Source organism: Streptomyces erythrochromogenes, assembly GCF_036170895.1.
Lineage (GTDB): Bacteria > Actinomycetota > Actinomycetes > Streptomycetales > Streptomycetaceae > Streptomyces > Streptomyces erythrochromogenes.
Genome location: NZ_CP108036.1, coordinates 2,594,943 through 2,617,531, shown reverse-complemented (window position 1 = coordinate 2,617,531; position 22,589 = coordinate 2,594,943). Strand labels below are relative to the sequence as shown.

The window sequence follows — 22,589 nt, the reverse complement described above, 5'->3', positions numbered from 1 at the left end:
GAAGACTCTGATCTCACTGATTTCGTAGGTGGTGGCGTCCGGGTCTGTCGAAAGCCTCCGCCGAGGGGCTAGGCTTTGGTAAACGTCTCAATCGTTGGACATGTGATCAGGAGTGTGGCTGTAGTGACCACCGAACTGCGTCGTCTGCGCAACTACATCGGCGGGGAGTTCAAGGACGCCGCCGACGGGCGGACCACCGAGGTGGTCAACCCGGCCACCGGCGAGGTGTACGCGACCGCCCCGCTCTCGGGCCAGGCCGATGTCGATGCCGCCATGGCCGCTGCCGCGGCCGCGTTCCCGGGCTGGCGCGACACCACCCCCGCCGAGCGCCAGAAGGCGCTGCTGAAGATCGCGGACGCCTTCGAGGCGCGCGCGGACGAGCTCGTCGCCGCCGAGTCGGAGAACACCGGCAAGCCGCTGGGCCTCACGGCCAGCGAGGAGCTGCCGCCGATGGTGGACCAGATCCGCTTCTTCGCGGGTGCGGCCCGCCTGCTCGAGGGCCGCTCGGCCGGCGAGTACATGGACGGGATGACCTCGATCATCCGCCGCGAGCCGGTCGGCGTCTGTGCCCAGGTCGCGCCGTGGAACTACCCGATGATGATGGCCGTGTGGAAGTTCGCCCCGGCCATCGCCGCGGGCAACACCGTGGTGCTCAAGCCCTCGGACACCACCCCGGCCTCCACCGTGCTGATGGCGGAGATCATCGACTCGGTGCTGCCCAAGGGCGTCTTCAACGTCATCTGCGGCGACCGTGAGACCGGCAAGGCCATGGTCGAGCACTCCACCCCGGCGATGGCCTCCATCACCGGCTCGGTGCGCGCGGGCATGCAGGTCGCCGAGAGCGCCTCCAAGGACGTCAAGCGCGTCCACCTGGAGCTCGGCGGCAAGGCCCCGGTCGTCGTCTTCGAGGACGCCGACATCCCGAAGGCCGTCGAGGACATCGCGGTCGCCGGCTACTTCAACGCCGGCCAGGACTGCACCGCCGCCACCCGCGTGCTCGTGCACGAGTCGATCCACGACGAGTTCGTGGCCGCGCTCGCCAAGGCCGCCGCCGACACGAAGACCGGCGCGCCGGACGACGAGGACGTGCTGTACGGCCCGCTGAACAACCCGAACCAGCTCAAGCAGGTCGCGGGCTTCATCGAGCGCCTCCCCGCCCACGCCAAGGTCGAGGCGGGTGGCCACCAGGTCGGCGAGAAGGGCTACTTCTACGCCCCGACCGTGGTTTCCGGCCTCAAGCAGGACGACGAGATCATCCAGAACGAGGTCTTCGGCCCCGTCATCACCGTCCAGTCCTTCACGGACGAGTCCCAGGCCCTGGAGTACGCGAACGGCGTCGAGTTCGCCCTCGCCTCCTCCGTGTGGACCAAGGACCACGGCCGCGCGATGCGGATGTCCAAGAACCTCGACTTCGGCTGCGTGTGGATCAACACCCACATCCCGCTCGTCGCCGAGATGCCGCACGGCGGCTTCAAGAAGTCCGGTTACGGCAAGGACCTCTCCGCCTACGGCTTCGAGGACTACACCCGCATCAAGCACGTGATGACCTCGCTCGACGGCTGATCGGCCGCATCGATCACAGCAGGGCGTTGAAGGGGCGGGCAGTAGACAACATGTCTATTGCCCGCCCTTCGGCGTTCGCGGAGGCTGTGCCCATGCCTCAACTCGCCTTCTCCCGCCGTGCCGCGCTCGCCGGACTCGGTGCCGCGGGCCTGTCGGCCGCCCTCGCCGGATGCGGTGTTCCCCCCGCCTACGTGCCGGAGGAAGGGCGGGTGGGACCCGACCGCTCGGAGCGCGACCGCAGCATCGCCTTCTCCAACTGGCCGCTCTACATCGACACCGACGAGGAGGACGAGGAGCGCCGTCCGACTCTGGAGGCCTTCTCCGAGCGGACCGGCATCGAGGTCCGCTACACCGAGGAGATCAACGACAACGACGAGTTCTTCGGCAAGGTCAGCCCGGCCCTGATGAACCGCCAGGAGACCGGCCACGACCTGGTCGTGGTGAGCGACTGGATGGCCGCCCGCTTCGTCCATCTGGGCTGGGCCCAGGAGATGGACCGGTCGGCGCAGCCGAACGTGACCCGTCACCTGGACCCGCAGCTGCGTTCCCCCGCCTTCGACGAGGGCCGGCTGCACACCGTGCCCTGGCAGTCCGGCATCACCGGCATCGCCTACAACCGCAAGGCCCTGGGCCGGGAGATCAGATCCGTCCAGGACCTGTGGCACCTCGACCTGGCGGGCAAGGTCACGCTCTTCTCCGGGCTCGACGAATCCTTCGGCCTGCTGATGCAGGGCAACGGGGTCGACGTCACGCGCTGGACCGAATCCGACTTCCACCGGATGTGCGACCACGTCGAGAGCATGGTGAAGAAGAAGCACGTCCGCCGCTTCACCGGCAACGACTACACCTCCGATCTCAGCAGGGGCGACGTCCTCGCCTGCCAGGCCTACTCCGGCGACGCCATCCAGCTCCAGGCCGACAACCCGGACATCGAGTTCGTGGTCCCCGAGGAAGGGGGCGAACTCTGGGCCGAGAGCCTGCTCGTCCCCAACCTGGCCCGGCACAAGGCCAATGCCGAGGCCCTGGTCGACCACTACTACGACCCGGAGGTGGCCGCGGAGCTCGCCGCCTCCGTCAACTACGTCTGCCCCGTCCCGGCGGCCCGGGAGGTGCTGGCGGGCTCCGACGACAAGGAGACCGCCGAACTCGCCGAGAACCCGCTGATCTTCCCCGACGACGAGATGCGCAGGCGGCTCGCCGTGGCCCGGGACATCTCCTCGGCCGAGCGCCGCTCCCTCGCCAGGCGGTGGAACGCGATCGTCGGACTCTGATCACGGTCCGGACACGGAACTGAACATGTTCAATCCTTTGGCTGAACGCGTTCAGAAATGGGCGTAGGCTTCCTTCCATGAGCGAGAGAAGCGCCCTTGAGCGGCGGATCCGTGCCTGGTTGATCGTCTTCGTCGTCTGCCTCGTGCTCAGCGGTCTCACGGCCTTCCCCCTGGTCAGCGAGGTCCGCTGGGGCAACGCACTCGTCGACAACATATGGCTGCGACGCGTGGGCGAGGGACTGGACCGGGCCGATGCCGACTATCCCTTCCTCCTGTACGGGACCGACTGGCTCGCCTTCGCCCACCTCGTGATCGCCGTCTTCTTCTACGGCGTGTACCGCGACCCCGTCCGCAACATCTGGATCGTCGAAGCCGGCATGATCGCCTGCGTCGGAGTGATCCCCCTGGCCCTGATCTGCGGCCCGATCCGCGGCATCCCCTTCTGGTGGAGCGTCATCGACATGGCCTTCGGCGTCTTCGGGGTGATCCCCCTCCTGATCCTGCGCCGCATGATCAAACGCCTGGAGACCGCCGCTACTTCGTGAAGGCCGCCATGATGACGCCGAGGGCCACCGGGTTCATGTCCCGGCCCTTGGCGTCCGTGGCGTTCACCGAGTAGGCCAGGGTGCGAGAGAGGTCGCGGGTCGCGCCGATCGCGGAGTTGTAGCCGTGCCGCCCACCCGTCTTGCCCCAGGCCGCCGTGCCGTCCGGCAGGACGGTCCTGGACAGCCCGGCCGTCATCGCCGCCGGCTCGCCGCTCGCGAAGTCCTTCACGTCCGGCACCGTGAACATCTCCTCCAGCCGGTCCTTCGGCACCACCCGCCCGCTGAACAGGGCCACGGTGAACCGCTCCAGGTCCGCCGTCGTCGAGATGATGTCGCCCGCCGCCCACCGGTCCGAGGAGTTCCACTCGGTCACGTCACGCAGCTCGCGCGAGCCGTCCGCCTTCGGTATCGCCTGGTACCCCCGGTTGTGCGGGCCTTGGATCCTCGTCTCCGTCCGCCCCGGGAACGACGTCCGGTGCAGGCCCAGCGGCCCCAGGATCCGGGCGCCGACCGCGTCCTCGTAGCGCATGCCCGTCACCTTCTCGATCAGCACACCGAGCACCGTGTAGTTGATGTTCAGATAGTGCTGGGCCGAGCCGGGCGCGAACTCCCGCTCCTTCGCGACCGCGTTCGCCACCTGCGCCCGCGGATCGGTCACGTCGAACCGGTGCTCCCACTGCGCCTCGAAGGAGTCGCCCGGCCCGTCGGCCGCCGGAATGCCACTGGTGTGGTTGAGCAACTGCCGTACGGTGACGGCCCCGTAGCGGTCGGGGACGACGCCGGGCAGGTGGCGCCGGACCGGCCCGTCGAGATCCACCCGGCCCTCCGACGCCAGCTGGAGGACGACCGCCGCCGTGAAGACCTTGGTCACGGACCCCGCCCGGAAGCGGCCCTGCTCGACGGCATCGCGCCCCGTACGGATGTCCGCCGTCCCCGAACTGCCCTGCCAACAGCCAGCCGTGCCGCCCACCCGGACCAGTGCGGCCGTCGCGTCCTTGTGCCGCGGACCGAGCCCGGCGATCGCCGCCTCCAGCGCGGCCGCGTTCGGCGGTGTCGAAACCAGCGGCGCGATCCTCTCCGCGGCGGCGGGTGCCGGCGCCGGAGCCGGCACCGACGCGGCGTGGGCGACGGCCGGACCCGAAGCGATCCCGATGACCAGTGCGGCTGCGATCAGCGTGCGCATCTTCGCGTTCATGACGGTGTGCTCCCCCTGAGACCACTCGGAGCCCTCCGCCCCGATGACCTCAATGCTCCAGCTCACAAGGGGTTTGCGGATCACCAATGAGAGGGGTCTTCACCGGTACGACAACTCACCGGCGCGAGGGAGGCGACACGCCGTCCCCTCACTCCCCGGAGGGAGCACCCGCCGCGATCAGACCCGTCTCGTACGCGCAGATCACCGCCTGGATCCGGTCCCGCAGCCCCAGCTTCGCCAGCACGTTGCCCACATGCGACTTCACCGTGTGCTCGCTCACCACCAGCGCCGCCGCGATCTCCGCGTTCGACATCCCCCGCCCCAGGTGCAGCAGCGTCTCCCGTTCCCGCGCCGTCAGCACCTCCAGCCGCTCCGCCGGAAGCGCGGGCGCCCGCACCGTCGCCGCCGTGTACTCCTCGATCAGCCGGCGCGCCACCGAGGGCGCCAGCAGGGACTCGCCCGCCGCCACCACCCGGACCGCGTGGACCAGGTCGTCGCGCCGCACGTCCTTCAGCAGGAACCCGCTCGCCCCGGCATGCAGGGCCTCGTACACGTACTCGTCCGAGTCGAAGGTCGTCAGCATCACCGTCCGGCACGCACTGCGCGCCGAGATCGACCGGCACGCCCCGATCCCGTCCAGGACCGGCATCCGGACGTCCAGCAGCGCCACGTCCGGTGCCAGCAGCTCCACGGCCGCGACCGCCGCCGCACCGTCCCCGACCTCCGCCACCACCTCGACGTCCTCCTGGGCGTCGAGGATCATCGCGAACCCGCTGCGCACCAGCTCCTGGTCGTCGGCCACCACCACACGGATCGTCAACTCCCCACCTCCAGCGGCGAGATTACAAGGACCGCCCGCACCTCGAAGCCGAGGCCGTCGCGCCGCGGCCCGCACCGCGCCGTCCCGCCGTGGGCCGCCGCCCGCTCCCGAATGCCGATCAGCCCGTGCCCGCCGCGACCGCCGCCGCTGCTTCCGCCACCGCCAGCGCCACCGCCGCGACCGCCAGCGCCCGTCGGCCCCCGCCCGTCGTCCGTCACGGTGACCGCCAGCTCCCGGGCCCCGTGGTGCAGCCGTACGCTCACCCGCCGGGCCCGCGCGTGCTTCACCACGTTCGTCAGGGCCTCCTGCACGATCCGGTACACGGCCGTGTCCACCGCCGACGGCAGGCCCCTGACCTCGCCCGTCTCCTCGTACGCGATCTCCGGGCCGCCCCGGCGCACCCGGTCCAGCAGCGCCGGGAGCGCCGCCACCCCCGGCTGCGGCTCGCGTGGCGCCGGGCCGTCCGCCTCGCGGAGCACCCCCAGCATCGTCCGCAGCTGCGCCATCGCCTCCCGGCCCGTCTCCGAGATCGCCTCGAAGGCCGCCTCGGCCCGCTCCGGTGCCCGCCGCACCGCCACCGGCCCGGCCTCCGCCTGCACGATCATGATGCTGACGGCGTGCGAGAGGATGTCGTGCATCTCCCGCGCTATCCGGGCCCGTTCCCGGGCCACGGCCTGCTCCGCCTCGATCCGGTTGGCCCGCTCCAACTGCGCCGCCCGGTCCTCGACGGCCGCGGTGTAGGCCTGCCGGGTGTACTGGAGCCGGCCCAGCGCGTAGGCGGCGCCCGCGCAGAACAGGGTGAAGGACAGCTCCCTCGCCGTGCCCGTCTCCAGCCCCACGGACGCGGCGACGACCACCATCGAGCCCGCCCCGGCCGAAGCCCGCACCCGGCCGGGACAGTGCAGGGCCACCGTGTAGAAGGCCATCAGTCCGGCGTAGGGGAGCGGCTGCCCGGGCCCGTCCATCGTCACCCGGTAGACACCGCCGATCAGCAGGATCGCCACCAGGACCAGCACGGGCCGGCGCCGCCGCCACACCAGCGGCACCACTCCCAGCGTGGTGACCGCGTACGAGGCCCAGGTCACCGGAGGCAGCCCGGGCTCCCGCGGCAGCACGAACGGCATCGTGACGGCCAGCTGCACCAGGACGGTCAGGCCCAGGTCCACGACCCACGGGCGGGCCCCGCGCAGCCGCCGGACCCGCCGGCCCAGCGCGGGTATCACCGGCCGAACTCGGCCCGCACGGCCGTCAGCACGTCCACCCGGTTCGTGGTGATCGCGTCGACCCCCGCCGCGATGAGCCCCTTCATCGTCCGCTTGGTGTCGGCGGTCCAGGCCGACACCAACAGGCCGTCGCGGTGCAGCGCGTCGGCCAGCTCCCGGCTCACCAGCCCGAAGCGGTAGTTGAGCCAGCGCGGCGCCACCGCGTCGATCAGGACCCGCCGGGGCGGTGACAGCGTGGTCCAGGTCAGCGCGATCTCCGCGCCGGGGTCGGCGGCGCGGAGCGCCAGCATCGAGTCCGGTCCCGCGCAGTAGAACGTACGCTCGCGGGCGCCGCACTCCCGGACCAGGCCCACGACGGAGCTGACCGCCTCCGGCGTGGCGCCCGGGAGGTCGAGCATCAGCCGGCCCGCCCCGGCCGACATCAGCGCGTCGCGCAGCGTCGGAACGGCTCCCGCCGTCAGCTCCTTGAGCTGAGCCGCGGAGATCTCGTCGAGCCGCACGTCGTGGTTCCACAGCCGCTGGAGCGACGCGTCGTGGAGGAGGACCGGCACCCCGTCACGGGTCAGCCGTACGTCGACCTCGACCGCGTCCGCCCCGCGGGCGAAGGCGGAGCGGATCGAGGGCAGGGTGTTCTCACGGACACGGTAGGGATCGCCGCGGTGGCCGACGGCAGTCAGGGTGCGCATGGCCCCATTCTCGGGGGGACTTCAGCGCGCGAGCCATTGCGTCGTGTACGTGTCGATCTCCGCGTTGAGCTTCGCCTTGCCGTCCGGGTCCAGGAAGGAGGCCTCGACGGCGTTCTTGGCGAGCTGCGCGAGCCCCCGCTCGTCGAGGTCGAGGAGGCGGGCGGCCACCGCGTACTCGTTGTTGAGGTCGGAGCCGAACATCGGCGGGTCGTCGCTGTTGATGGTGACGAGCACGCCCGCCGCGACCATCTCCTTGACCGGGTGCCGGTCGAGGTCGGTCACCGCGCGGGTGGCGATGTTCGAGGTCGGGCAGACCTCCAGCGCGATGCGGTGCTCGGCGAGGTACGCGAGCAGCTCCGGGTCCTTGACGGAGCTCGTGCCGTGGCCGATGCGCTCGGCGCCCAGGTCGCGGACGGCGTCCCAGACGGTCTCCGGGCCGGTGGTCTCGCCCGCGTGCGGGACGCTGTGCAGGCCGGCGGCGCGGGCCGCGTCGAAGTACGGCTTGAACTGCGGGCGAGGGACGCCGATCTCGGGGCCGCCCAGGCCGAAGGAGACCAGGCCCTCGGGGCGCAGGTCGACGGCGAGCCGTGCGGTCTCGGCCGCGGCCTCCAGGCCGGCCTCGCCGGGGATGTCGAAGCACCAGCGCAGGATGACGCCGAGTTCCTTCTCGGCGGCCTTGCGGGCGTCCTCGATGGCCTCCATGAAGGCCTTCTCGTCGATGCCGCGGCGGGTGGAGGAGTACGGGGTGATGGTCAGCTCGGCGTATCGGATGTTCTGCCGGGCCATGTCACGGGCGACCTCGAAGGTCAGCAGCCGCACGTCCTCGGGGGTGCGCACGAGGTCGACGACCGACAGGTAGACCTCGATGAAGTGGGCGAAGTCGGTGAAGGTGAAGTAGTCGGCGAGGGCCTCGGGATCGGTGGGCACCTTCGAGTCCGGGTGCCGGGAGGCGAGCTCGGCCACGATGCGCGGGGAGGCGGAGCCGACGTGGTGGACGTGGAGTTCGGCCTTGGGCAGCCCCGCGATGAAGGGGTGCAGGTCGGTCATGGGCGTGCCTCCGGAGGGACGCGGGTCGGGCAGGTCGCCTTCATCGTAGGCACGGCCGTGACTGTCGGTCGCAGCGCTTAGCATGGCCGTACGAGAGAGGGGGGCTCCGTATGAACGACAGCAGTCCCGAGCCGCGGGATCCGTGGGCGCCGCCGGAGCGGCCGCCGGTGGACCTGGGCAAACCACAGGGGGACCGCGGCATGCCGGGCGTGTCGGGCCCGCCGTCCGTGCACGACCAGCCGACGCTCGCCGGGATGCCGGGCGAGCAGACGGCCCCCGCCGCGCCGGGCCCCGCCGCGGCCCCGCCGCCGGCGGCCGGTCCGGCCTCGGCGGTGTACGGCTATCCGGCGGCCCAGCCCGGCTACGGGTACCCCGGCGACGCGGGGTACCCCGGGTATCCCGGGTACCCCGCCCAGCAGGGATACCCGTTCCCCGGCGCGTACCAGCCGTACGGGCGCCGGCCCAGCAACGGCTTCGGCGTCACCGCGCTCGTCCTCGGCATCCTCGCGGTCGTCGGCTGCATCACCAGCTTCATAGCGGTCGCGCTCGGGATCGGGGCCGTCGTCTTCGGCGCCCTGGGCAAGGGCAAGGCCAACCGCGGCGAGGCCGACAACGGCGGGGTGGCCCTGGCCGGCATCATCCTGGGCGCGATCGGCATCGCCCTCGGCCTGCTGATGCTGTTCGCCATGTTCGCCCCGTTCCTCGACGGAGGATGGGACGACGGCCCGAACCACGAGAGCCCGTATTCGGACTCACGGCTTCACGAACGGGTCTGAAGCCACGGCCAGTCGGCGTCCCGGCCGCCCTCGATCAGCGACACCATCCGGAAGGCCGCGTCCGTGAGCCCGCCGAAGGTGTGCCGGTTCGCGGAACCGGAGGGCGCGTGCCCCACCCGGTAGCCGGCCAGGTTCCAGGTGTAGACGGGCACGTCGGACGGCACGTGCTCGGTCGGATCCCCGCTGTAGCCGTACGAGGCGGCCTGCTCGTCCGTCACGATCAGCACCCGGTCGTGGTCCCGGTAGTGCTTCTTCACGGCCTCGGCCGTGTAGGTGCCGCCGAGGTCCCCGAACCGTTCGAGCACCTTCAGCACGGACTCGCCCCGGGTGTGGGGGACCTCCTGGCTGGTCGTGCCGAACTGCACGAGGTCGGCGTGCTCGGCCCGCAGCGCCAGGGCCGCCCCGAAGACGGCCGCGGCGTCGGCCCGGTTGAGCCGGGAGCGGTCCGACAGCCGGGACCACATGGACCCGGACCGGTCGACGAGGACCAGCGTGCGGCCGGGCAGCGCCGGTACGTTGGCCAGCGAGTGGCCGAGCGCCTGCTCCAGCGGGTACGCCCAGCGCAGCGAGGGCGCGTGCTGGTAGGCGGCCAGGTAGCGGAAGGGGAACTGCCGCGACCGGGCGACGACCTCCGGGTCGGAGATCTTCGCGGCGACCTGCGCGGCCACCGCGTCCGAGACCCCGGCCTCGTCGAAGTTGCACAGGTTGCGCAGCAGCGCCATCGCGCCCATGGACGGGATGACCGCCTCCCAGGCGGCCGCGTCCAGCGGCCCCTGCAGCCAGCCGGCCAGCGCCTCCCAGGTCATGCCCGCCGCCGCGAGCCGCTCCGCCCCGTCCGGGGCGACGACGACGCCGCGCCGCTCGGAGACCGGCAGCTCCATCAGCGCCCGGTGCGCGGCGAGGGTGCGGTTGCCCGCCGGTACCTGCGCGCTCTGGGGGTTGTGCCTGCGGTCCAGGGCGTAGCGGAACAGCTCGCCCTGCCACGGCTTGTCCGGGTCGGGGGAGGCGTGCACGAGGTTGAGGACGTCGCCGAAGCGGTAGGCCTTGGAGTCGGTGTCGTACTTCAGCAGCGAGGTGCCGGAGTAGAGCCGGCGCACGGCGTCGGCGATCCCGCGCTTTACGGGCTTGGGCACGGCCCGCCCGTACGCGGCCGTCCAGTAGGCGAGCAGTTCACCGGGCTCGTCGGCGCGCCGCAGCACGGAGTCCACGACCAGGCGGTTCGAAGGGCCGTCGGTGACGCCCGCGTCGAGCCGTGCCTTCACGTACTCCGCGGCGCCGACGAGCGAGGCGGTGCGCATGTTCGCGTCTCCGCGCAGCCAGCCCAGCAGGCCGGCCGTCCACGCGGGATCCTCGACGGCGAGGGTGCGCACGAGCGCGGTGAAGCGGTCGTCGCGCGCCTGACCGCCCTCGTAAGCGGTGCGCTGCGTCACGAAGTTGGCGACGGCCAGCAGGAACAGTTCGGAGCGCGGATCGCGCAGGCGGCCCGGGCCGCCCTCGGCGGTGCGGGCGGCTCCTGTGGAGCGCACCGGCGAAGTGGGCGCGGCGGGCGCCGGCTTGACGAGCGCGCGCAGGTTGAAGCGAGCCATGAGAATCCCCCCGAATTCGATGGAAGCGGGGGAGGCACCCGGTGGGGGATGGCCGAGATCGGGAGTCGGCGGCGGACTTTATGCCCGGCGAGCTTTCTCACTGCTCCACCGGCCCGTTCCCTCGCGGGTGACGAGCCGGGTGGGATTCGAACCCACGACCTCCGGGTTGGCAGAAGTAGCCGTCGCCTGCGCACCGGGCATCCCCCACGCGGGCCTCCCGAGATCAAGGTGGCGGCGGCCTGGGTTTCTTTGCAAAAGAAGGAGCCGCTGCCCGCGCACCGGGAGGTGCGTGACGTAGGTGTCCAGAGGACAAGGTCGGCGAAACCACGTGGTGCTCTACCAACTGAGCTACACCGGCCCGAAAGCCGGTGACGGGACTCGAACCCGCGGCCGCCCGATTTGGAGTCGAAGTAGGTCTCGCCTTCGCACCTGGACAAGGAACACGTTAGGCGGCGGTCTTCAGGCTCCGCCAGTCAATTACGGCCGAGCCCGGCGCGGACCCTCGCCGCCGTCGGCAGCGCCGGCGCTCGGTCAGGCGGCGCTTTCGCGCAGCTGCCTGCGGGCCTCCATCAGGGCGAAACCCAGCAGGTTCAGCCCGCGCCAGCGGGCGGGGTCCAGGGCGCGCTCGTCGTCGGCCGCCAGTCCGATGCCCCAGATCCGGTCCATCGGGCTCGCCTCCACCAGCACGCGCTCCCCGGTGCCGAGCAGGTAGGCGCGCAGCGCCGGGTCGGAGCCGAACTTGTGCACGCTGCCCGCCACGACCAGGGCGAACCGCTCCCGCTCCCACGTCGCGTTGTCGAAGCCGCGCACGAGCCGACCGACCTTCTTAGCCTCGGCCGGGCTCTTCGCCTCCACCGCGGCGCGCTCGGCCTCGGGGTCCCCGAACAGCCGGGCCTTGCCGGCCATCATCCAGTGCTCGGCCGTGGCATAGCGGACGTCACCGACAGTGAAGGCGGACGGCCACCACTGGCTCAGGCAGCTCGGACCGAGCCTGCCGTCCGGCTGCGGTCGGTGCCCCCAGAACGGCAGGTACTTCATCCGCTCACCGCGGCTGACCTGCTTGATCAGGTCGTCGATCATCTCCATGCACGCGAGTCTGACACCCGCCACTGACACTTCGTACGGGATTTCCGGCGTGCCTCGACACATGGTCGACCGATTCCGTCGCGTAATCAAAAGGCAACAACGGAATCACTTGGCCGAGGGCATCACCTCTGCCAGGATCGGCACTCAATTCGAGCTGTAGCTCGAACTGTAGCTACGGAGAGCGTGAGAGCGTGATGGGCAACCGCTTCCAGGTCAAGGACCGCTTCGCAGACGGCGCGCAGTACATCGACGGACAGCTCCGGGTCGGGACCTCCGGACGGTCACACACCGTGGTCGACCCGGCCACCGGCGAGGAGGTCCTGACCTACGAGCTGGCGAGCACCGCGGACGTCGACGAGGCCGTCGCCGCCGCCAAACGCGCCTTCCCGGCCTGGTCCGGCGCCACCCCCGGCGAGCGTTCGGACGCCCTGCACCGGCTGGCCGCGGTACTGGCCGAGCAGGCCGAGGACTTCGCGTACGCCGAGTCCCTCCAGTGCGGCAAGCCGATCAAGCTGTCGACCGAGTTCGACGTGCCGGGGACCATCGACAACACCGCGTTCTTCGCGGGCGCCGCCCGGCACCTCCAGGGGCAGGCCGCCGCCGAGTACTCGGGCGACCACACCTCGTACGTGCGCCGCGAGGCGATCGGCGTGGTCGGCTCCATCGCCCCCTGGAACTATCCGCTCCAGATGGCCGCCTGGAAGATCCTCCCGGCGATCGCGGCGGGCAACACCATCGTGCTCAAGCCCGCCGAGCTCACCCCGCTGACCTCCCTGATGTTCGCCCAGGCGGCCAAGGACGCGGGCCTGCCCGACGGCGTGATCAACATCGTGACCGGCGCCGGCCGCGACGCGGGCGAGCACCTGGTGGGCCACCCCGACGTGGTGATGACCTCCTTCACCGGCTCCACGGCCGTCGGCAAGCGGGTCGCGGAGATCGCCACCGCCACCGTGAAGCGCCTGCACCTGGAGCTCGGCGGCAAGGCCCCCTTCCTCGTCTTCGACGACGCCGACCTGGAGGCCGCCGCGCACGGCGCCGTCGCCGCCTCCCTGATCAACACCGGCCAGGACTGCACCGCCGCCACCCGCGCCTACGTCCAGCGCCCCCTGCACGACGCCTTCGTCGCCCGGGTCGCCGAGCTGATGGAGACCGTCCGCCTCGGCGACCCCTTCGCGCCCGGCACCGACCTGGGCCCGCTGGTATCGCACGCCCAGCGCGACCGCGTCGCCGGCTTCGTCGAGCGCGCCCGCGGCTACGCCACCGTCGTCACCGGCGGCGAGGTCCCGGGCGGCGAGCTCGCCGACGGCGCGTACTACCGGCCCACCCTCATCAGCGGGGCCGCCCAGGACAGCGAGGTGGTCCAGTCGGAGATCTTCGGCCCCGTCCTCGTGGTCCTGCCCTTCGACAGCGACGACGAGGGCATCGCGCTGGCCAACGACACCCCGTACGGACTCGCCGCCTCCGCCTGGAGCCGCGACGTCTACCGGGCGGGCCGTGCCACCCGCGAGATCAAGGCGGGCTGCGTGTGGGTCAACGACCACATTCCGATCATCAGCGAGATGCCCCACGGGGGCTACAAGGCCAGCGGCTTCGGAAAGGACATGTCCGCCTACTCCTTCGAGGAGTACACGCAGGTCAAGCACGTGATGTACGACAACACCGCGGTGCCCGCGAAGGACTGGCACCGCACGATCTTCGGGGACCGATAGCCGACCACCGCCCGACCAGCGGTACACCTCCCGAAAGGCCACAGCGCATGGAGCAGTTCGAGCCCGACCGCCTCTCCGCGGCGCAATTCGCCGCGATGCGGCGCAGCCTCACCAGCGGGCGCGGCGCCCTCACCCGCCGCTCGCTGCTGCGCGCCTCCGGAGTCGGAGCGCTCACCCTCGGAGGCCTGTCCACCCTCGCCGGGTGCGGAATCCCGCCCGCCAAGCGCGAGGGCGGCGCGGCCGCGGCCTCCGACGACCACTCGGACCGCGAGAAGGAGATCAACTTCTCCAACTGGACCGAGTACATGGACACCAGCGAGGACGAGAAGTCCCGTCCCACGCTGGAGGAGTTCGCCAAGCGGACCGGGATCAAGGTCAAGTACACCGAGGACATCAACGACAACGTCGAGTTCTTCGGCAAGATCAAACCGCAGCTCGCGGCCGGCCAGGACACCGGCCGCGACCTGATCGTCGTCACCGACTGGCTCGCCGCGCGCATCATCCGCCTCGGCTGGGCCCAGAAGCTCGACCCCTCGCACCTGCCGCACGCCTACGCCAACCTGTCCCCGCAGTTCCGCAGCCCCGACTGGGACCCGGGCCGCGCGTACAGCTACCCCTGGACCGGCATCTCCACCGTCATCGCCTACAACGAGAAGGCGACGGACGGCAAGAAGGTCGACTCCGTCACCCAGATGCTCGACGACCCCTCCCTCAAGGGCCGGGTCGGCTTCCTGACGGAGATGCGCGACAGCGTCGGCATGACCATGCTCGACCAGGGCAAGAACCCCTCCTCCTTCACGGACGCGGACTTCGACGAGGCGATAGGCCGGCTCCAGAAGGGCGTGGACAAGAACCAGATCCGGCGCTTCACGGGCAACGACTACACCTCCGACCTCGACAAGGGCGACCTCGCGGCCTGCCTCGCCTGGGCGGGCGACGTCATCCAGCTCCAGGCCGGCAACCCGGACATCAAGTTCGCCATCCCCGCCGCCGGCTACATCACCTCCAGCGACAACCTGCTGGTCCCCGTCAAGGCCCGGCACAAGGCCAACGCGGAGCGGCTCATCGACTACTACTACGAGCTTCCGGTCGCCGCGCAGCTCGCCGCGTACATCAGCTACGTGTGCCCCGTCGAGGGCGTGGGCGACGAGCTCGCCAAGATCGATCCCGAGCTCGCGGAGAACACCCTGATCGTCCCGGACAAGGCGATGACCGCCAAGTCCCACGCCTTCCGCTCCCTCACCGGCGAGGAAGAGACGGCGTACGAGGAGAAGTTCGCCAAGCTCATCGGCGCCTAGGCGGTGTCCGCCCGCCGCGTCGCCCGCCGCACCGGCGGCCGCCCCGCGGCGATCTTCTCCCCTTGACCTCTTCGGCCACCCAACCCCGGGACCCCTCCATGACTGACAAGACCGAAGGCGGCGACGTCCGCCTCTCCGGGATCAGCAAGCACTACGGCACCTTCACCGCCGTGCACCCGCTGGACCTCACCGTTCCCCAGGGCTCCTTCTTCGCCCTGCTCGGCGCCTCCGGCTGCGGCAAGACCACCACCCTGCGCATGATCGCGGGACTGGAGGAGCCCTCCACCGGCACGGTCCACCTCGGTGACCGCGAGGTCACCGACCTGCCGCCCTACAAGCGCCCGGTCAACACGGTCTTCCAGAGCTACGCGCTCTTCCCGCACCTGAGCATCTTCGAGAACATCGCCTTCGGCCTGCGCCGCCGCGGCATCAAGTCGGTCAAGAAGCAGGTCGACGAGATGCTGGAGCTGGTCCAGCTCGGCCAGTTCGCCCAGCGCAAGCCGCACCAGCTCTCCGGCGGCCAGCAGCAGCGCGTCGCCGTCGCCCGCGCCCTGATCAACCACCCGCAGGTGCTGCTCCTCGACGAGCCCCTGGGCGCCCTCGACCTCAAGCTGCGCCGCCAGATGCAGCTGGAGCTCAAGCGGATCCAGACCGAGGTCGGCATCACCTTCGTGCACGTCACGCACGACCAGGAGGAGGCCATGACCATGGCCGACACGGTCGCCGTGATGAACGGCGGCCGCGTCGAGCAGCTGGGCGCGCCCGCCGAGCTCTACGAGAACCCGCGGACCACCTTCGTCGCCAACTTCCTCGGCACCTCCAACCTCATCGAGGCCTCCGTGGAGTCCGCCGGATCCGACGTCGTCGTCTCGGCCTCCGGCACCACCCTGCGGCTGCCCGCCGCCCGATGTTCGACCACCCCCCGCGCCGGCGGAAAGCTGCTGGTCGGCGTGCGTCCGGAGAAGGTGTCCCTGGTCCCGGCCGAGGAGGAGAACGCCATCGCGACGGGCCGGAACAAGATCACCGGCCGCATAGCCGCCTCCTCCTTCATCGGAGTCTCCACGCAGTTCGTCGTCGACAGCCCCGTCTGCCCCGAGCTCGAGGTCTACGTCCAGAACATCGAGCGCGACGGCCGGCTGGTCCCGGGCGCCGAGGTGGTCCTGCACTGGAACCCGGAGCACACCTTCGGCCTCGACGCCGACCAGGACATCGACGCGGGCATCGAGACGGTCGAGGAGAGCGCGTGACCGCCACCGCCGCGCCGCCCCAGGCGCCCGCCCCCGCCGGACCCCCGGTCCACAAGCCGTCCGTGCGCAAGCGGCTGGTCCCGTACTGGCTGCTGCTCCCCGGCATCCTGTGGCTGCTGGTCTTCTTCGTGCTGCCGATGGTCTACCAGGCCTCCACCTCGGTGCAGACCGGCTCCCTCGAAGAGGGCTTCGAGGTCACCTGGCACTTCCGGACGTACTGGGACGCCTTCACCGAGTACCTGCCGCAGTTCCTGCGCTCCCTGCTGTACGCCGGCACCGCCACCGCGCTGTGCCTGCTGCTCGGGTACCCGCTGGCCTACCTGATCGCCTTCAAGGCGGGCCGCTGGCGCAACCTGCTCCTGGTGCTGGTCATCGCCCCGTTCTTCACCAGCTTCCTGATCCGCACGCTGGCCTGGAAGACGATCCTGGCCGACGGCGGACCGGTGGTCGCCGGCCTCAACGCGATCGGCTTCCTCGACGTCACCAGCTGGCTCGGCATGACCGAGGGGGACCGGGTGCTGGCCACGCCGCTCGCGGTCGTCTGCGGCCTGACGTACAACTTTCTCCCCTTCATGATCCTGCCGCTGTACTCCTCGCTGGAGCGCATCGACACCCGCCTCCACGAGGCGGCCGGGGACCTGTACGCCCGCCCCTCCACGGTCTTCCGGAAGGTCACCTTCCCGCTCTCCATGCCGGGCGTGGTCTCCGGGACCCTGCTCACCTTCATCCCGGCGAGCGGCGACTACGTGAACGCCGAGCTGCTCGGCTCCACGGACACCCGGATGATCGGCAACGTCATCCAGTCGCAGTACCTGCGGATCCTCGACTACCCGACGGCGGCCGCGCTGTCCTTCATTCTCATGGCGATCGTGCTGATCATGGTCACCATCTACATCCGCCGAGCGGGGACGGAGGACCTGGTCTGATGCGCACTCCCCTCGCCTGGCTGCGGCGCAATCTGGTCGTGATCGCGGGCCTCGGCACGCTCGCGTACATGATCCTGCCGAACGTCGTCGTCACCGTCTTCTCCTTCAACAACCCCTCCGGGCGCTTCAACTACGCCTGGCAGGAGTTCTCGCTCGACGCGTGGAAGGACCCCTGCGGCGTCGCCGACATGTGCGGCTCCCTCGGCCTCTCGCTCCAGATCGCCCTGTGGTCGACGCTCGCGGCGACCGCCCTGGGCACGGCGATAGCCTTCGCGCTGGTGCGCTACCGGTTCCGGGCGCGCGGCGCGGTCAACTCGCTGATCTTCCTGCCCATGGCCATGCCCGAGATCGTGATGGCGGCCTCGCTGCTGGCGCTCTTCCTCAACATGGGCATCCAGCTGGGCTTCTGGACGATCCTGATCGCCCACATCATGTTCTGCCTCAGCTTCGTCGTCGCCGCCGTCAAGGCCCGCGTCCTGTCCATGGACCCGCGGCTGGAGGAGGCCGCCCGGGACCTCTACGCCGGCCCGGTGCAGACCTTCGTACGGGTCACGCTGCCGATCGCGGCACCCGGTATCGCGGCGGGCGCGCTGCTCTCCTTCGCGCTCTCCTTCGACGACTTCATCATCACCAACTTCAACTCGGGCAACACCGTCACCTTCCCCATGTTCGTGTGGGGATCGGCGCAGCGCGGTACGCCCGTGCAGATCAACGTCATCGGCACGGCGATGTTCGTCATCGCGGTGCTGGTGGTCCTCGCCGGCCAGATGGTCGGCAACCGCCGCAAGAAGGCACAACCGAAGTAATCAGTTCCGTAGGGAGTTGGAAGCCATGGCCCCAGTCGCCATGCGTAGTGTTGCGAAATCCCTTTCCGAAGCGAAGCCGGTCTCGTACTGGCTGGACGACCCCGGCAAGCCCGCCCCGCAGCCGGCGCTCACCTCCGACGAGCGCTGCGACCTGCTGGTGATCGGCGGCGGCTACAGCGGCCTGTGGACCGCGCTGCTCGCCAAGGAGCGCGACCCCGGGCGGGACGTCGTACTGATCGAGAGCAAGGAGGCGGGCTGGGCCGCCTCCGGCCGCAACGGCGGCTTCTGCGCCGCCTCCCTCACCCACGGCCTGGGCAACGGCATCGCCCGCTGGCCCGGTGAGCTGGCGAAGCTGGAGGAGCTGGGCGCCCGCAACCTCGACGCCATCGAGGAGGCCGTCGCCCGCTACGGCATCGACTGCGACTTCGAGCGGACCGGCGAGATCGACGTCGCCACCGAACCGCACCAGGTCGAGGAACTGCGCGAACTCCACGAGGAGGCGCTCCGCCTGGGCCTGGCCGACGGCTCCGAATGGCTCGACCGCGATGCCGTGCGCGCCGAGGTCGACTCCCCGACCTTCCTCGCCGGCCTCTGGGACCGCGACGGCGTCGCCATGCTCAACCCGGCGAAGCTGGCCTGGGGCCTCAAGCAGGCGTGCCTGGACCTCGGGGTGCGCATCTACGAGAACACCCGCGGCCTGAAGCTCGCCCCGGCGGGGCGCGGGATGACCGTGCAGACCCCCTACGGCACGATCCTCGCCCGCCGGGTCGCCCTGGGCACCAACATCTTCCCGTCGCTGGTCCGGCGGATCCGCCCCTTCACCGTCCCGGTCTACGACTACGCCCTGATGAGCGAGCCGCTGGACGAGGCGCAGCTGGCCGCGATCGGCTGGAAGAACCGGCAGGGCCTGGGCGACAGCGCCAACCAGTTCCACTACTTCCGGATCACCAAGGACCACCGGATCCTGTGGGGCGGCTACGACGCGATCTACCCCTACCGCGGCAAGCTCGACTCCGAGTACGACCACCGCCCCGAGACCTACCTCCGGCTCGCCGAGCACTTCTTCACGGCGTTCCCCCAGCTGGAGGGGCTGAAGTTCAGCCACGCGTGGGGCGGTGCGATCGACACCTGCTCGCGCTTCTCCGCCTTCTTCGGAACGGCGCACTCCGGCAAGGTGGCGTACGCGGCCGGCTACACCGGCCTCGGGGTGGGTGCCACCCGCTTCGGCGCGGACGTGATGCTCGACCTGCTCGACGGGCTCTCCACCGAGCGCACGCAGCTGAAGATGGTGAAGTCCAAGCCGATGCCGTTCCCGCCCGAGCCGTTCGCCTGGACCGGGATCGCGCTCACCAAGTGGTCGCTGGCCCGCGCGGACGCCCGGGGCGGGCACCGCAACCTGTGGCTGAAGGCGATGGACAAGCTCGGCCTCGGCTTCGACAGCTGAGCCGCCCCGCGCCCCGCGCCCGCAGCCCGGTCGCCGTGTGACCTGATTCACCACCACGGAGTAAGGGAACCCGCGTCATAGCCGGGCCCGGCCCCGCTCTCTGCGGGTGAGGACACCTCACCTACAGGGAACGGAGGCCGGGCGATGACGACCCCGGGGGAGAAGACCGCGGTGGACTGGCTGGTGTCGGCGGCGCCGGACCCCGACGCCTGCCGGCGGGCATGGGAGCACGATCCCCTCGGAGTCGCCCTGCTGCCCGCGGGACGGCTCTGGGACGTGCTGATCCTGCCGGGGGAGCTGGGGCAGGCCACCCTCGACGTGCTGGATCCGCTCGTCGGCCGGCCCGGCCCGGTGCTCGCCGACTTCGGCGCATCGCGGCTGGGCTTCTTCGTGCCGCCGGGCACCGCCTCCCACTGGGTCGGCACGGGCGTACGGGGGGCCGGGCGCGGGGCGTGGATCGTGGTCCCGTACCCGGGCCGGGCGACGGGGGGAGTGCGCTGGACGGTGCTCCCGGACGGGAAGGGGACCCTCACGGACCCGGTCCTGCTGGAGCTCGCCATGCACGAGGCGGCCGCACGGGTGGTGGTGGGGGAGGCCCGGAACCCTTGACAAGAGGATTGGTCTGGACCATGTTGGGCGCCGCTGTTCCCGTTCCGACAGCCTGGCTCCATCCCCCCATGTTCCGGAGGCAGTTGTGCGCAGAGCCTGGTCCCTCCTCACGGCCGCCGCCCTCGCGGCGGCCGGCTTCCTCGCCGCGGGCCCGCCGGCCGCGGCCGCGGACGCCGACCTCGTCCGCAACGGCGGCTTCGAAGCCGGACTCGACGGCTGGAACTGCTCGGCCGGCAGCGGCACGGCCGTCACCACCCCCGTCCACGGCGGCACCTCGGCCCTCCGCGCCACCCCGGCCGGCCAGGACAACGCCCGCTGCTCCCAGACCGTCACCGTCAAGCCCGACTCCACGTACACGCTCGGCGCCTGGGTGCAGGGCGCGTACGTCTACCTCGGCGCGAGCGGCACCGGCACCACCGACGTATCGGCCTGGACGCAGAGCCCGGGCGCCTGGAAGCAGCTGACGACCACCTTCCGCACGGGCCCGTCCACCACCTCGGTGGCCGTCTACACCCACGGCTGGTACGGCCAACCCGCCCACGTCACCGACGACGTCACCCTGGTCGGCCCCGACCCCGGCGGCCCCGGCCAGCCCCAGCCCCCGGCCGCCCCCACCGGCCTGACCGCCTCGGCGACCTCGTCCAGCTCGGTCCTGCTGTCCTGGACGGCGGTGGCGGGCGCCACCTCGTACACCGTCCACCGGGACGGCGCAGCGCCCCTGACGGTCGCCTCCGCCTCGGCCGCGGTGAGCGGCCTCGCCGCCTCCACCACCTACACCTTCCGGGTCGGCGCGGCGAACGCGGCGGGGGAGTCCCCGCAGAGCGCCCCCGTCTCCGTGACGACGGGCAGCGGCGGGGGCGGGGGCGGCGGACTCCCCGCGCACGCGCTCGTCGGCTACCTGCACACGAGCTTCGCCAACGGCTCCGGCTACGTCCGCATGGCCGACGTGCCCGCCTCCTGGGACGTCATCAACCTCGCCTTCGGCGAACCGACCTCGGTGACCTCGGGCGACATCCGCTTCCGTCTCTGCCCGGTCGCGGAATGCCCGAACGCCGAATCGCCGGCCGAGTTCAAGGCGGCCGTCAAGGCGAAGCAGGCCGTCGGCAAGAAGGTGCTGATCTCCATCGGGGGCCAGAACGGCCAGGTCCAGCTCCCCACCACCGCCGCCCGCGACACCTTCGTCTCCTCCGTCGCCAGGATCATCGACGAGTACGGGCTCGACGGCCTGGACATCGACTTCGAGGGCCACTCCCTCTCCCTGGCCACCGGCGACACGGACTTCCGCAACCCCACCACCCCGGGCATCGTCCACCTGATCTCCGCGGTGAAGGCCCTGAAGGCCCGCTACGGCCCCGGCTTCGTCCTGACCATGGCCCCGGAGACCTTCTTCGTCCAGCTGGGGTACCAGTTCTACGGCTCCGGCCCCTGGGGCGGCCAGGACCCGCGCGCCGGCGCGTACCTCCCGGTCATCCACGCCCTGCGCGACGACCTCACCCTGCTCCACGTCCAGGACTACAACTCCGGCCCGATCATGGGCCTCGACAACCAGTACCACTCCATGGGCGGCGCGGACTTCCACATCGCCATGACCGACATGCTGCTCACCGGCTTCCCGGTCGCCGGCAACACCGCCCGCGTCTTCCCGGCCCTGCGCCCCGACCAGGTCGCGATCGGACTGCCCGCCACCACCAACGCGGGCAACGGCCACACCTCGCCGGCCGAGGTGGCCAAGGCCCTGAACTGCCTGACGAAGAAGACCGACTGCGGGACCTACCAGACCCACGGCACCTGGCCCGGCCTGCGCGGCCTGATGACCTGGTCGATCAACTGGGACCGCTTCGGGGGCTGGGAGTTCAGCCGGAACTTCGACGCGTACTACGGCAGGACCGCCTGACCGCCAGCAGCAGCGGCGCACACATCAGCAGGCTGGCCAGCACGTCCAGCGGCCAGTGGAACCCCCGCAGCACCAGCCCGACGGCCGTCGCCCCCGTGAGCACGAGGGCGGCGGCCGCCGGCCACACCCGGCCCGCGTACGGCCGCAGGAGCAGGGCCGCGCCCGCGTACGCCACGAAGGCCGTCGCGGTGTGACCCGAGGGGAAATAGCCGGCGGCCCAAGGCTCCAGGGGGCCGGGGCGGGCCGTCCACTCCTTCAGCGGGACGACGAGGGCCGGCACCAGGGCCATCGCCGCCACCGCGGCCGCGGCGCCGCGGCGGTTGCCGCGCCGGACGGCGTACACGGCGGCGAGGAGCAGCACGGGCAGTGCGACCGGGACGTTCCCGAGGTCGGAGAGGGCTTCGGTGACCGCGTCGGGGACGGTGCGCACGAGGGCGCCGCTGAGCCGTGCGTCCCAGGACAGCAGCGGGCCCTGCACCAGGACCTGCCAGGTGATCAGGGCGAAGAGGAGCGCGCAGAGCGCGGAGGCGGCGAACTCGCCGAGAAGGGTGGCCGGCCGTCCCGGAACAGGGGGGATGGTTCCGGGACGGCCGCCCGGACCGGGTTGCCGCACGCCCCGGGGGGTTTGGGGCGGTCGGCCGTCCGATCGGTGAGGAGTGTGCGCGAACGCATGCCCGGTACGGCGCTGGGGAAGCCCGGTACCGGTATCGCCCCCGGTTTCCCGGGAGCGGGCTGTTTCACTCATCTGCAGAAACCGTACGGCAGCGGAAGGGGGACCGACAGCAGGAACGCGCTCCCGCCATCGGCCCCCCACAGCTTCTTCACAGCGCCCGCCCGTTACCGCCGGTACACGGGGCG

Annotated in this window: 20 protein-coding genes; 12 read left to right on the top strand and 8 right to left on the bottom strand. The window is 71.2% G+C overall.

The window, feature by feature from the left end; translation table 11 throughout:
* Window positions 1–123: 123 nt before the first annotated feature.
* From OHA91_RS11530 to OHA91_RS11520, 3 genes are all read left to right on the top strand, one after another.
* The gene (locus tag OHA91_RS11530) at window positions 124–1,563 is read left to right on the top strand and encodes a gamma-aminobutyraldehyde dehydrogenase (RefSeq protein WP_031148774.1); all 1,440 of its coding nucleotides are present in this window, start codon (window positions 124–126) and stop codon (window positions 1,561–1,563) included.
* A 92-nt stretch (window positions 1,564–1,655) separates the two neighbouring features.
* Window positions 1,656–2,834: a polyamine ABC transporter substrate-binding protein gene (locus OHA91_RS11525; RefSeq protein ID WP_328739210.1), complete on the top strand. Its 1,179-nt coding sequence runs from the start codon at window positions 1,656–1,658 to the stop codon at window positions 2,832–2,834.
* A gap of 77 nt (window positions 2,835–2,911) precedes the next feature.
* Window positions 2,912–3,379: a hypothetical protein gene (locus tag OHA91_RS11520; protein ID WP_031148779.1), complete on the top strand. Its 468-nt coding sequence runs from the start codon at window positions 2,912–2,914 to the stop codon at window positions 3,377–3,379.
* Here the strand turns inward: OHA91_RS11520 and OHA91_RS11515 are convergent.
* From OHA91_RS11515 to OHA91_RS11495, 5 genes are all read right to left on the bottom strand, one after another.
* The gene (locus OHA91_RS11515; RefSeq protein ID WP_328739209.1) at window positions 3,369–4,574 is read right to left on the bottom strand and encodes a serine hydrolase domain-containing protein; all 1,206 of its coding nucleotides are present in this window, start codon (window positions 4,572–4,574) and stop codon (window positions 3,369–3,371) included. The two genes, OHA91_RS11520 and OHA91_RS11515, sit on opposite strands and share 11 nt — an antisense overlap.
* A gap of 148 nt (window positions 4,575–4,722) precedes the next feature.
* Window positions 4,723–5,394, bottom strand: coding sequence for a response regulator (locus OHA91_RS11510; protein WP_031148783.1), 672 nt, complete (start codon window positions 5,392–5,394; stop codon window positions 4,723–4,725).
* Complete coding sequence (locus OHA91_RS11505; protein ID WP_408059233.1) at window positions 5,391–6,614, bottom strand: sensor histidine kinase; 1,224 nt, start codon at window positions 6,612–6,614, stop codon at window positions 5,391–5,393. The genes OHA91_RS11510 and OHA91_RS11505 overlap by 4 nt, the downstream gene beginning before the upstream one ends.
* Window positions 6,614–7,303 (bottom strand): glycerophosphodiester phosphodiesterase, encoded by a 690-nt coding sequence (locus tag OHA91_RS11500; protein WP_266497120.1) that lies wholly within the window; start codon window positions 7,301–7,303, stop codon window positions 6,614–6,616. The genes OHA91_RS11505 and OHA91_RS11500 overlap by 1 nt, the downstream gene beginning before the upstream one ends.
* A gap of 21 nt (window positions 7,304–7,324) precedes the next feature.
* The gene (locus OHA91_RS11495; RefSeq protein ID WP_031148789.1) at window positions 7,325–8,350 is read right to left on the bottom strand and encodes an adenosine deaminase; all 1,026 of its coding nucleotides are present in this window, start codon (window positions 8,348–8,350) and stop codon (window positions 7,325–7,327) included.
* 110 nt (window positions 8,351–8,460) lie between these two features.
* Between OHA91_RS11495 and OHA91_RS11490 the strand changes: the two genes are divergently transcribed.
* Complete coding sequence (locus OHA91_RS11490; RefSeq protein ID WP_328739208.1) at window positions 8,461–9,126, top strand: DUF4190 domain-containing protein; 666 nt, start codon at window positions 8,461–8,463, stop codon at window positions 9,124–9,126.
* Here OHA91_RS11490 and OHA91_RS11485 read toward each other — a convergent pair.
* Both OHA91_RS11485 and OHA91_RS11480 read right to left on the bottom strand, forming a co-directional pair.
* Window positions 9,111–10,712 carry a TROVE domain-containing protein gene (locus OHA91_RS11485; RefSeq protein ID WP_328739207.1) on the bottom strand — a complete coding sequence of 534 codons (1,602 nt, stop codon included), beginning with the start codon at window positions 10,710–10,712 and terminating at the stop codon, window positions 9,111–9,113. The two genes, OHA91_RS11490 and OHA91_RS11485, sit on opposite strands and share 16 nt — an antisense overlap.
* Before the next feature lie 531 nt (window positions 10,713–11,243).
* Entirely contained in the window at window positions 11,244–11,798 is a 555-nt protein-coding gene (locus OHA91_RS11480; protein ID WP_031148795.1) for an NADAR family protein, read from the bottom strand.
* A gap of 194 nt (window positions 11,799–11,992) precedes the next feature.
* On the opposite strand from OHA91_RS11480, the gene OHA91_RS11475 reads away from it, so the two are divergent.
* The 8 genes from OHA91_RS11475 (at window position 11,993) to OHA91_RS11440 (ending at window position 21,731) form a co-directional block, all read left to right on the top strand.
* Window positions 11,993–13,507, top strand: coding sequence for a gamma-aminobutyraldehyde dehydrogenase (locus tag OHA91_RS11475; protein ID WP_031148798.1), 1,515 nt, complete (start codon window positions 11,993–11,995; stop codon window positions 13,505–13,507).
* Between the two features lie 47 nt (window positions 13,508–13,554).
* The gene (locus OHA91_RS11470) at window positions 13,555–14,805 is read left to right on the top strand and encodes a polyamine ABC transporter substrate-binding protein (RefSeq protein ID WP_031148801.1); all 1,251 of its coding nucleotides are present in this window, start codon (window positions 13,555–13,557) and stop codon (window positions 14,803–14,805) included.
* Window positions 14,806–14,903: 98 nt separating this feature from the next.
* Window positions 14,904–16,052 (top strand): ABC transporter ATP-binding protein, encoded by a 1,149-nt coding sequence (locus tag OHA91_RS11465; protein ID WP_031148803.1) that lies wholly within the window; start codon window positions 14,904–14,906, stop codon window positions 16,050–16,052.
* Window positions 16,049–16,978, top strand: a complete 930-nt coding sequence (locus tag OHA91_RS11460) for an ABC transporter permease (RefSeq protein WP_328739206.1) — start codon at window positions 16,049–16,051, stop codon at window positions 16,976–16,978. The genes OHA91_RS11465 and OHA91_RS11460 overlap by 4 nt, the downstream gene beginning before the upstream one ends.
* The gene (locus OHA91_RS11455; RefSeq protein ID WP_031148807.1) at window positions 16,978–17,784 is read left to right on the top strand and encodes an ABC transporter permease; all 807 of its coding nucleotides are present in this window, start codon (window positions 16,978–16,980) and stop codon (window positions 17,782–17,784) included. Before OHA91_RS11460 ends, OHA91_RS11455 begins: the two co-directional genes overlap by 1 nt.
* Before the next feature lie 25 nt (window positions 17,785–17,809).
* Entirely contained in the window at window positions 17,810–19,228 is a 1,419-nt protein-coding gene (locus tag OHA91_RS11450; RefSeq protein WP_328739205.1) for an NAD(P)/FAD-dependent oxidoreductase, read from the top strand.
* Between the two features lie 144 nt (window positions 19,229–19,372).
* The gene (locus OHA91_RS11445) at window positions 19,373–19,837 is read left to right on the top strand and encodes a bifunctional DNA primase/polymerase (protein WP_031148811.1); all 465 of its coding nucleotides are present in this window, start codon (window positions 19,373–19,375) and stop codon (window positions 19,835–19,837) included.
* An 85-nt stretch (window positions 19,838–19,922) separates the two neighbouring features.
* Window positions 19,923–21,731, top strand: coding sequence for a chitinase (locus OHA91_RS11440; RefSeq protein ID WP_328739204.1), 1,809 nt, complete (start codon window positions 19,923–19,925; stop codon window positions 21,729–21,731).
* Here the strand turns inward: OHA91_RS11440 and OHA91_RS11435 are convergent.
* Window positions 21,691–22,476, bottom strand: a complete 786-nt coding sequence (locus tag OHA91_RS11435; protein ID WP_328739203.1) for a phosphatase PAP2 family protein — start codon at window positions 22,474–22,476, stop codon at window positions 21,691–21,693. The two genes, OHA91_RS11440 and OHA91_RS11435, sit on opposite strands and share 41 nt — an antisense overlap.
* Window positions 22,477–22,589 lie beyond the last annotated feature (113 nt).

Coding starts and splice junctions, on each gene's coding strand:
- OHA91_RS11445 (WP_031148811.1), top strand. CDS start 19,373: ATGACGACCCCGGGGGAGAAGACCGCGGTGGACTGGCTGGTGTCGGCG.
- OHA91_RS11480 (WP_031148795.1), bottom strand. CDS start 11,798: ATGGAGATGATCGACGACCTGATCAAGCAGGTCAGCCGCGGTGAGCGG.
- OHA91_RS11470 (WP_031148801.1), top strand. CDS start 13,555: ATGGAGCAGTTCGAGCCCGACCGCCTCTCCGCGGCGCAATTCGCCGCG.
- OHA91_RS11450 (WP_328739205.1), top strand. CDS start 17,810: ATGGCCCCAGTCGCCATGCGTAGTGTTGCGAAATCCCTTTCCGAAGCG.
- OHA91_RS11500 (WP_266497120.1), bottom strand. CDS start 7,303: ATGCGCACCCTGACTGCCGTCGGCCACCGCGGCGATCCCTACCGTGTC.
- OHA91_RS11465 (WP_031148803.1), top strand. CDS start 14,904: ATGACTGACAAGACCGAAGGCGGCGACGTCCGCCTCTCCGGGATCAGC.
- OHA91_RS11525 (WP_328739210.1), top strand. CDS start 1,656: ATGCCTCAACTCGCCTTCTCCCGCCGTGCCGCGCTCGCCGGACTCGGT.
- OHA91_RS11435 (WP_328739203.1), bottom strand. CDS start 22,476: ATGAGTGAAACAGCCCGCTCCCGGGAAACCGGGGGCGATACCGGTACC.
- OHA91_RS11455 (WP_031148807.1), top strand. CDS start 16,978: ATGCGCACTCCCCTCGCCTGGCTGCGGCGCAATCTGGTCGTGATCGCG.
- OHA91_RS11485 (WP_328739207.1), bottom strand. CDS start 10,712: ATGGCTCGCTTCAACCTGCGCGCGCTCGTCAAGCCGGCGCCCGCCGCG.
- OHA91_RS11515 (WP_328739209.1), bottom strand. CDS start 4,574: ATGAACGCGAAGATGCGCACGCTGATCGCAGCCGCACTGGTCATCGGG.
- OHA91_RS11475 (WP_031148798.1), top strand. CDS start 11,993: ATGGGCAACCGCTTCCAGGTCAAGGACCGCTTCGCAGACGGCGCGCAG.
- OHA91_RS11495 (WP_031148789.1), bottom strand. CDS start 8,350: ATGACCGACCTGCACCCCTTCATCGCGGGGCTGCCCAAGGCCGAACTC.
- OHA91_RS11490 (WP_328739208.1), top strand. CDS start 8,461: ATGAACGACAGCAGTCCCGAGCCGCGGGATCCGTGGGCGCCGCCGGAG.
- OHA91_RS11520 (WP_031148779.1), top strand. CDS start 2,912: ATGAGCGAGAGAAGCGCCCTTGAGCGGCGGATCCGTGCCTGGTTGATC.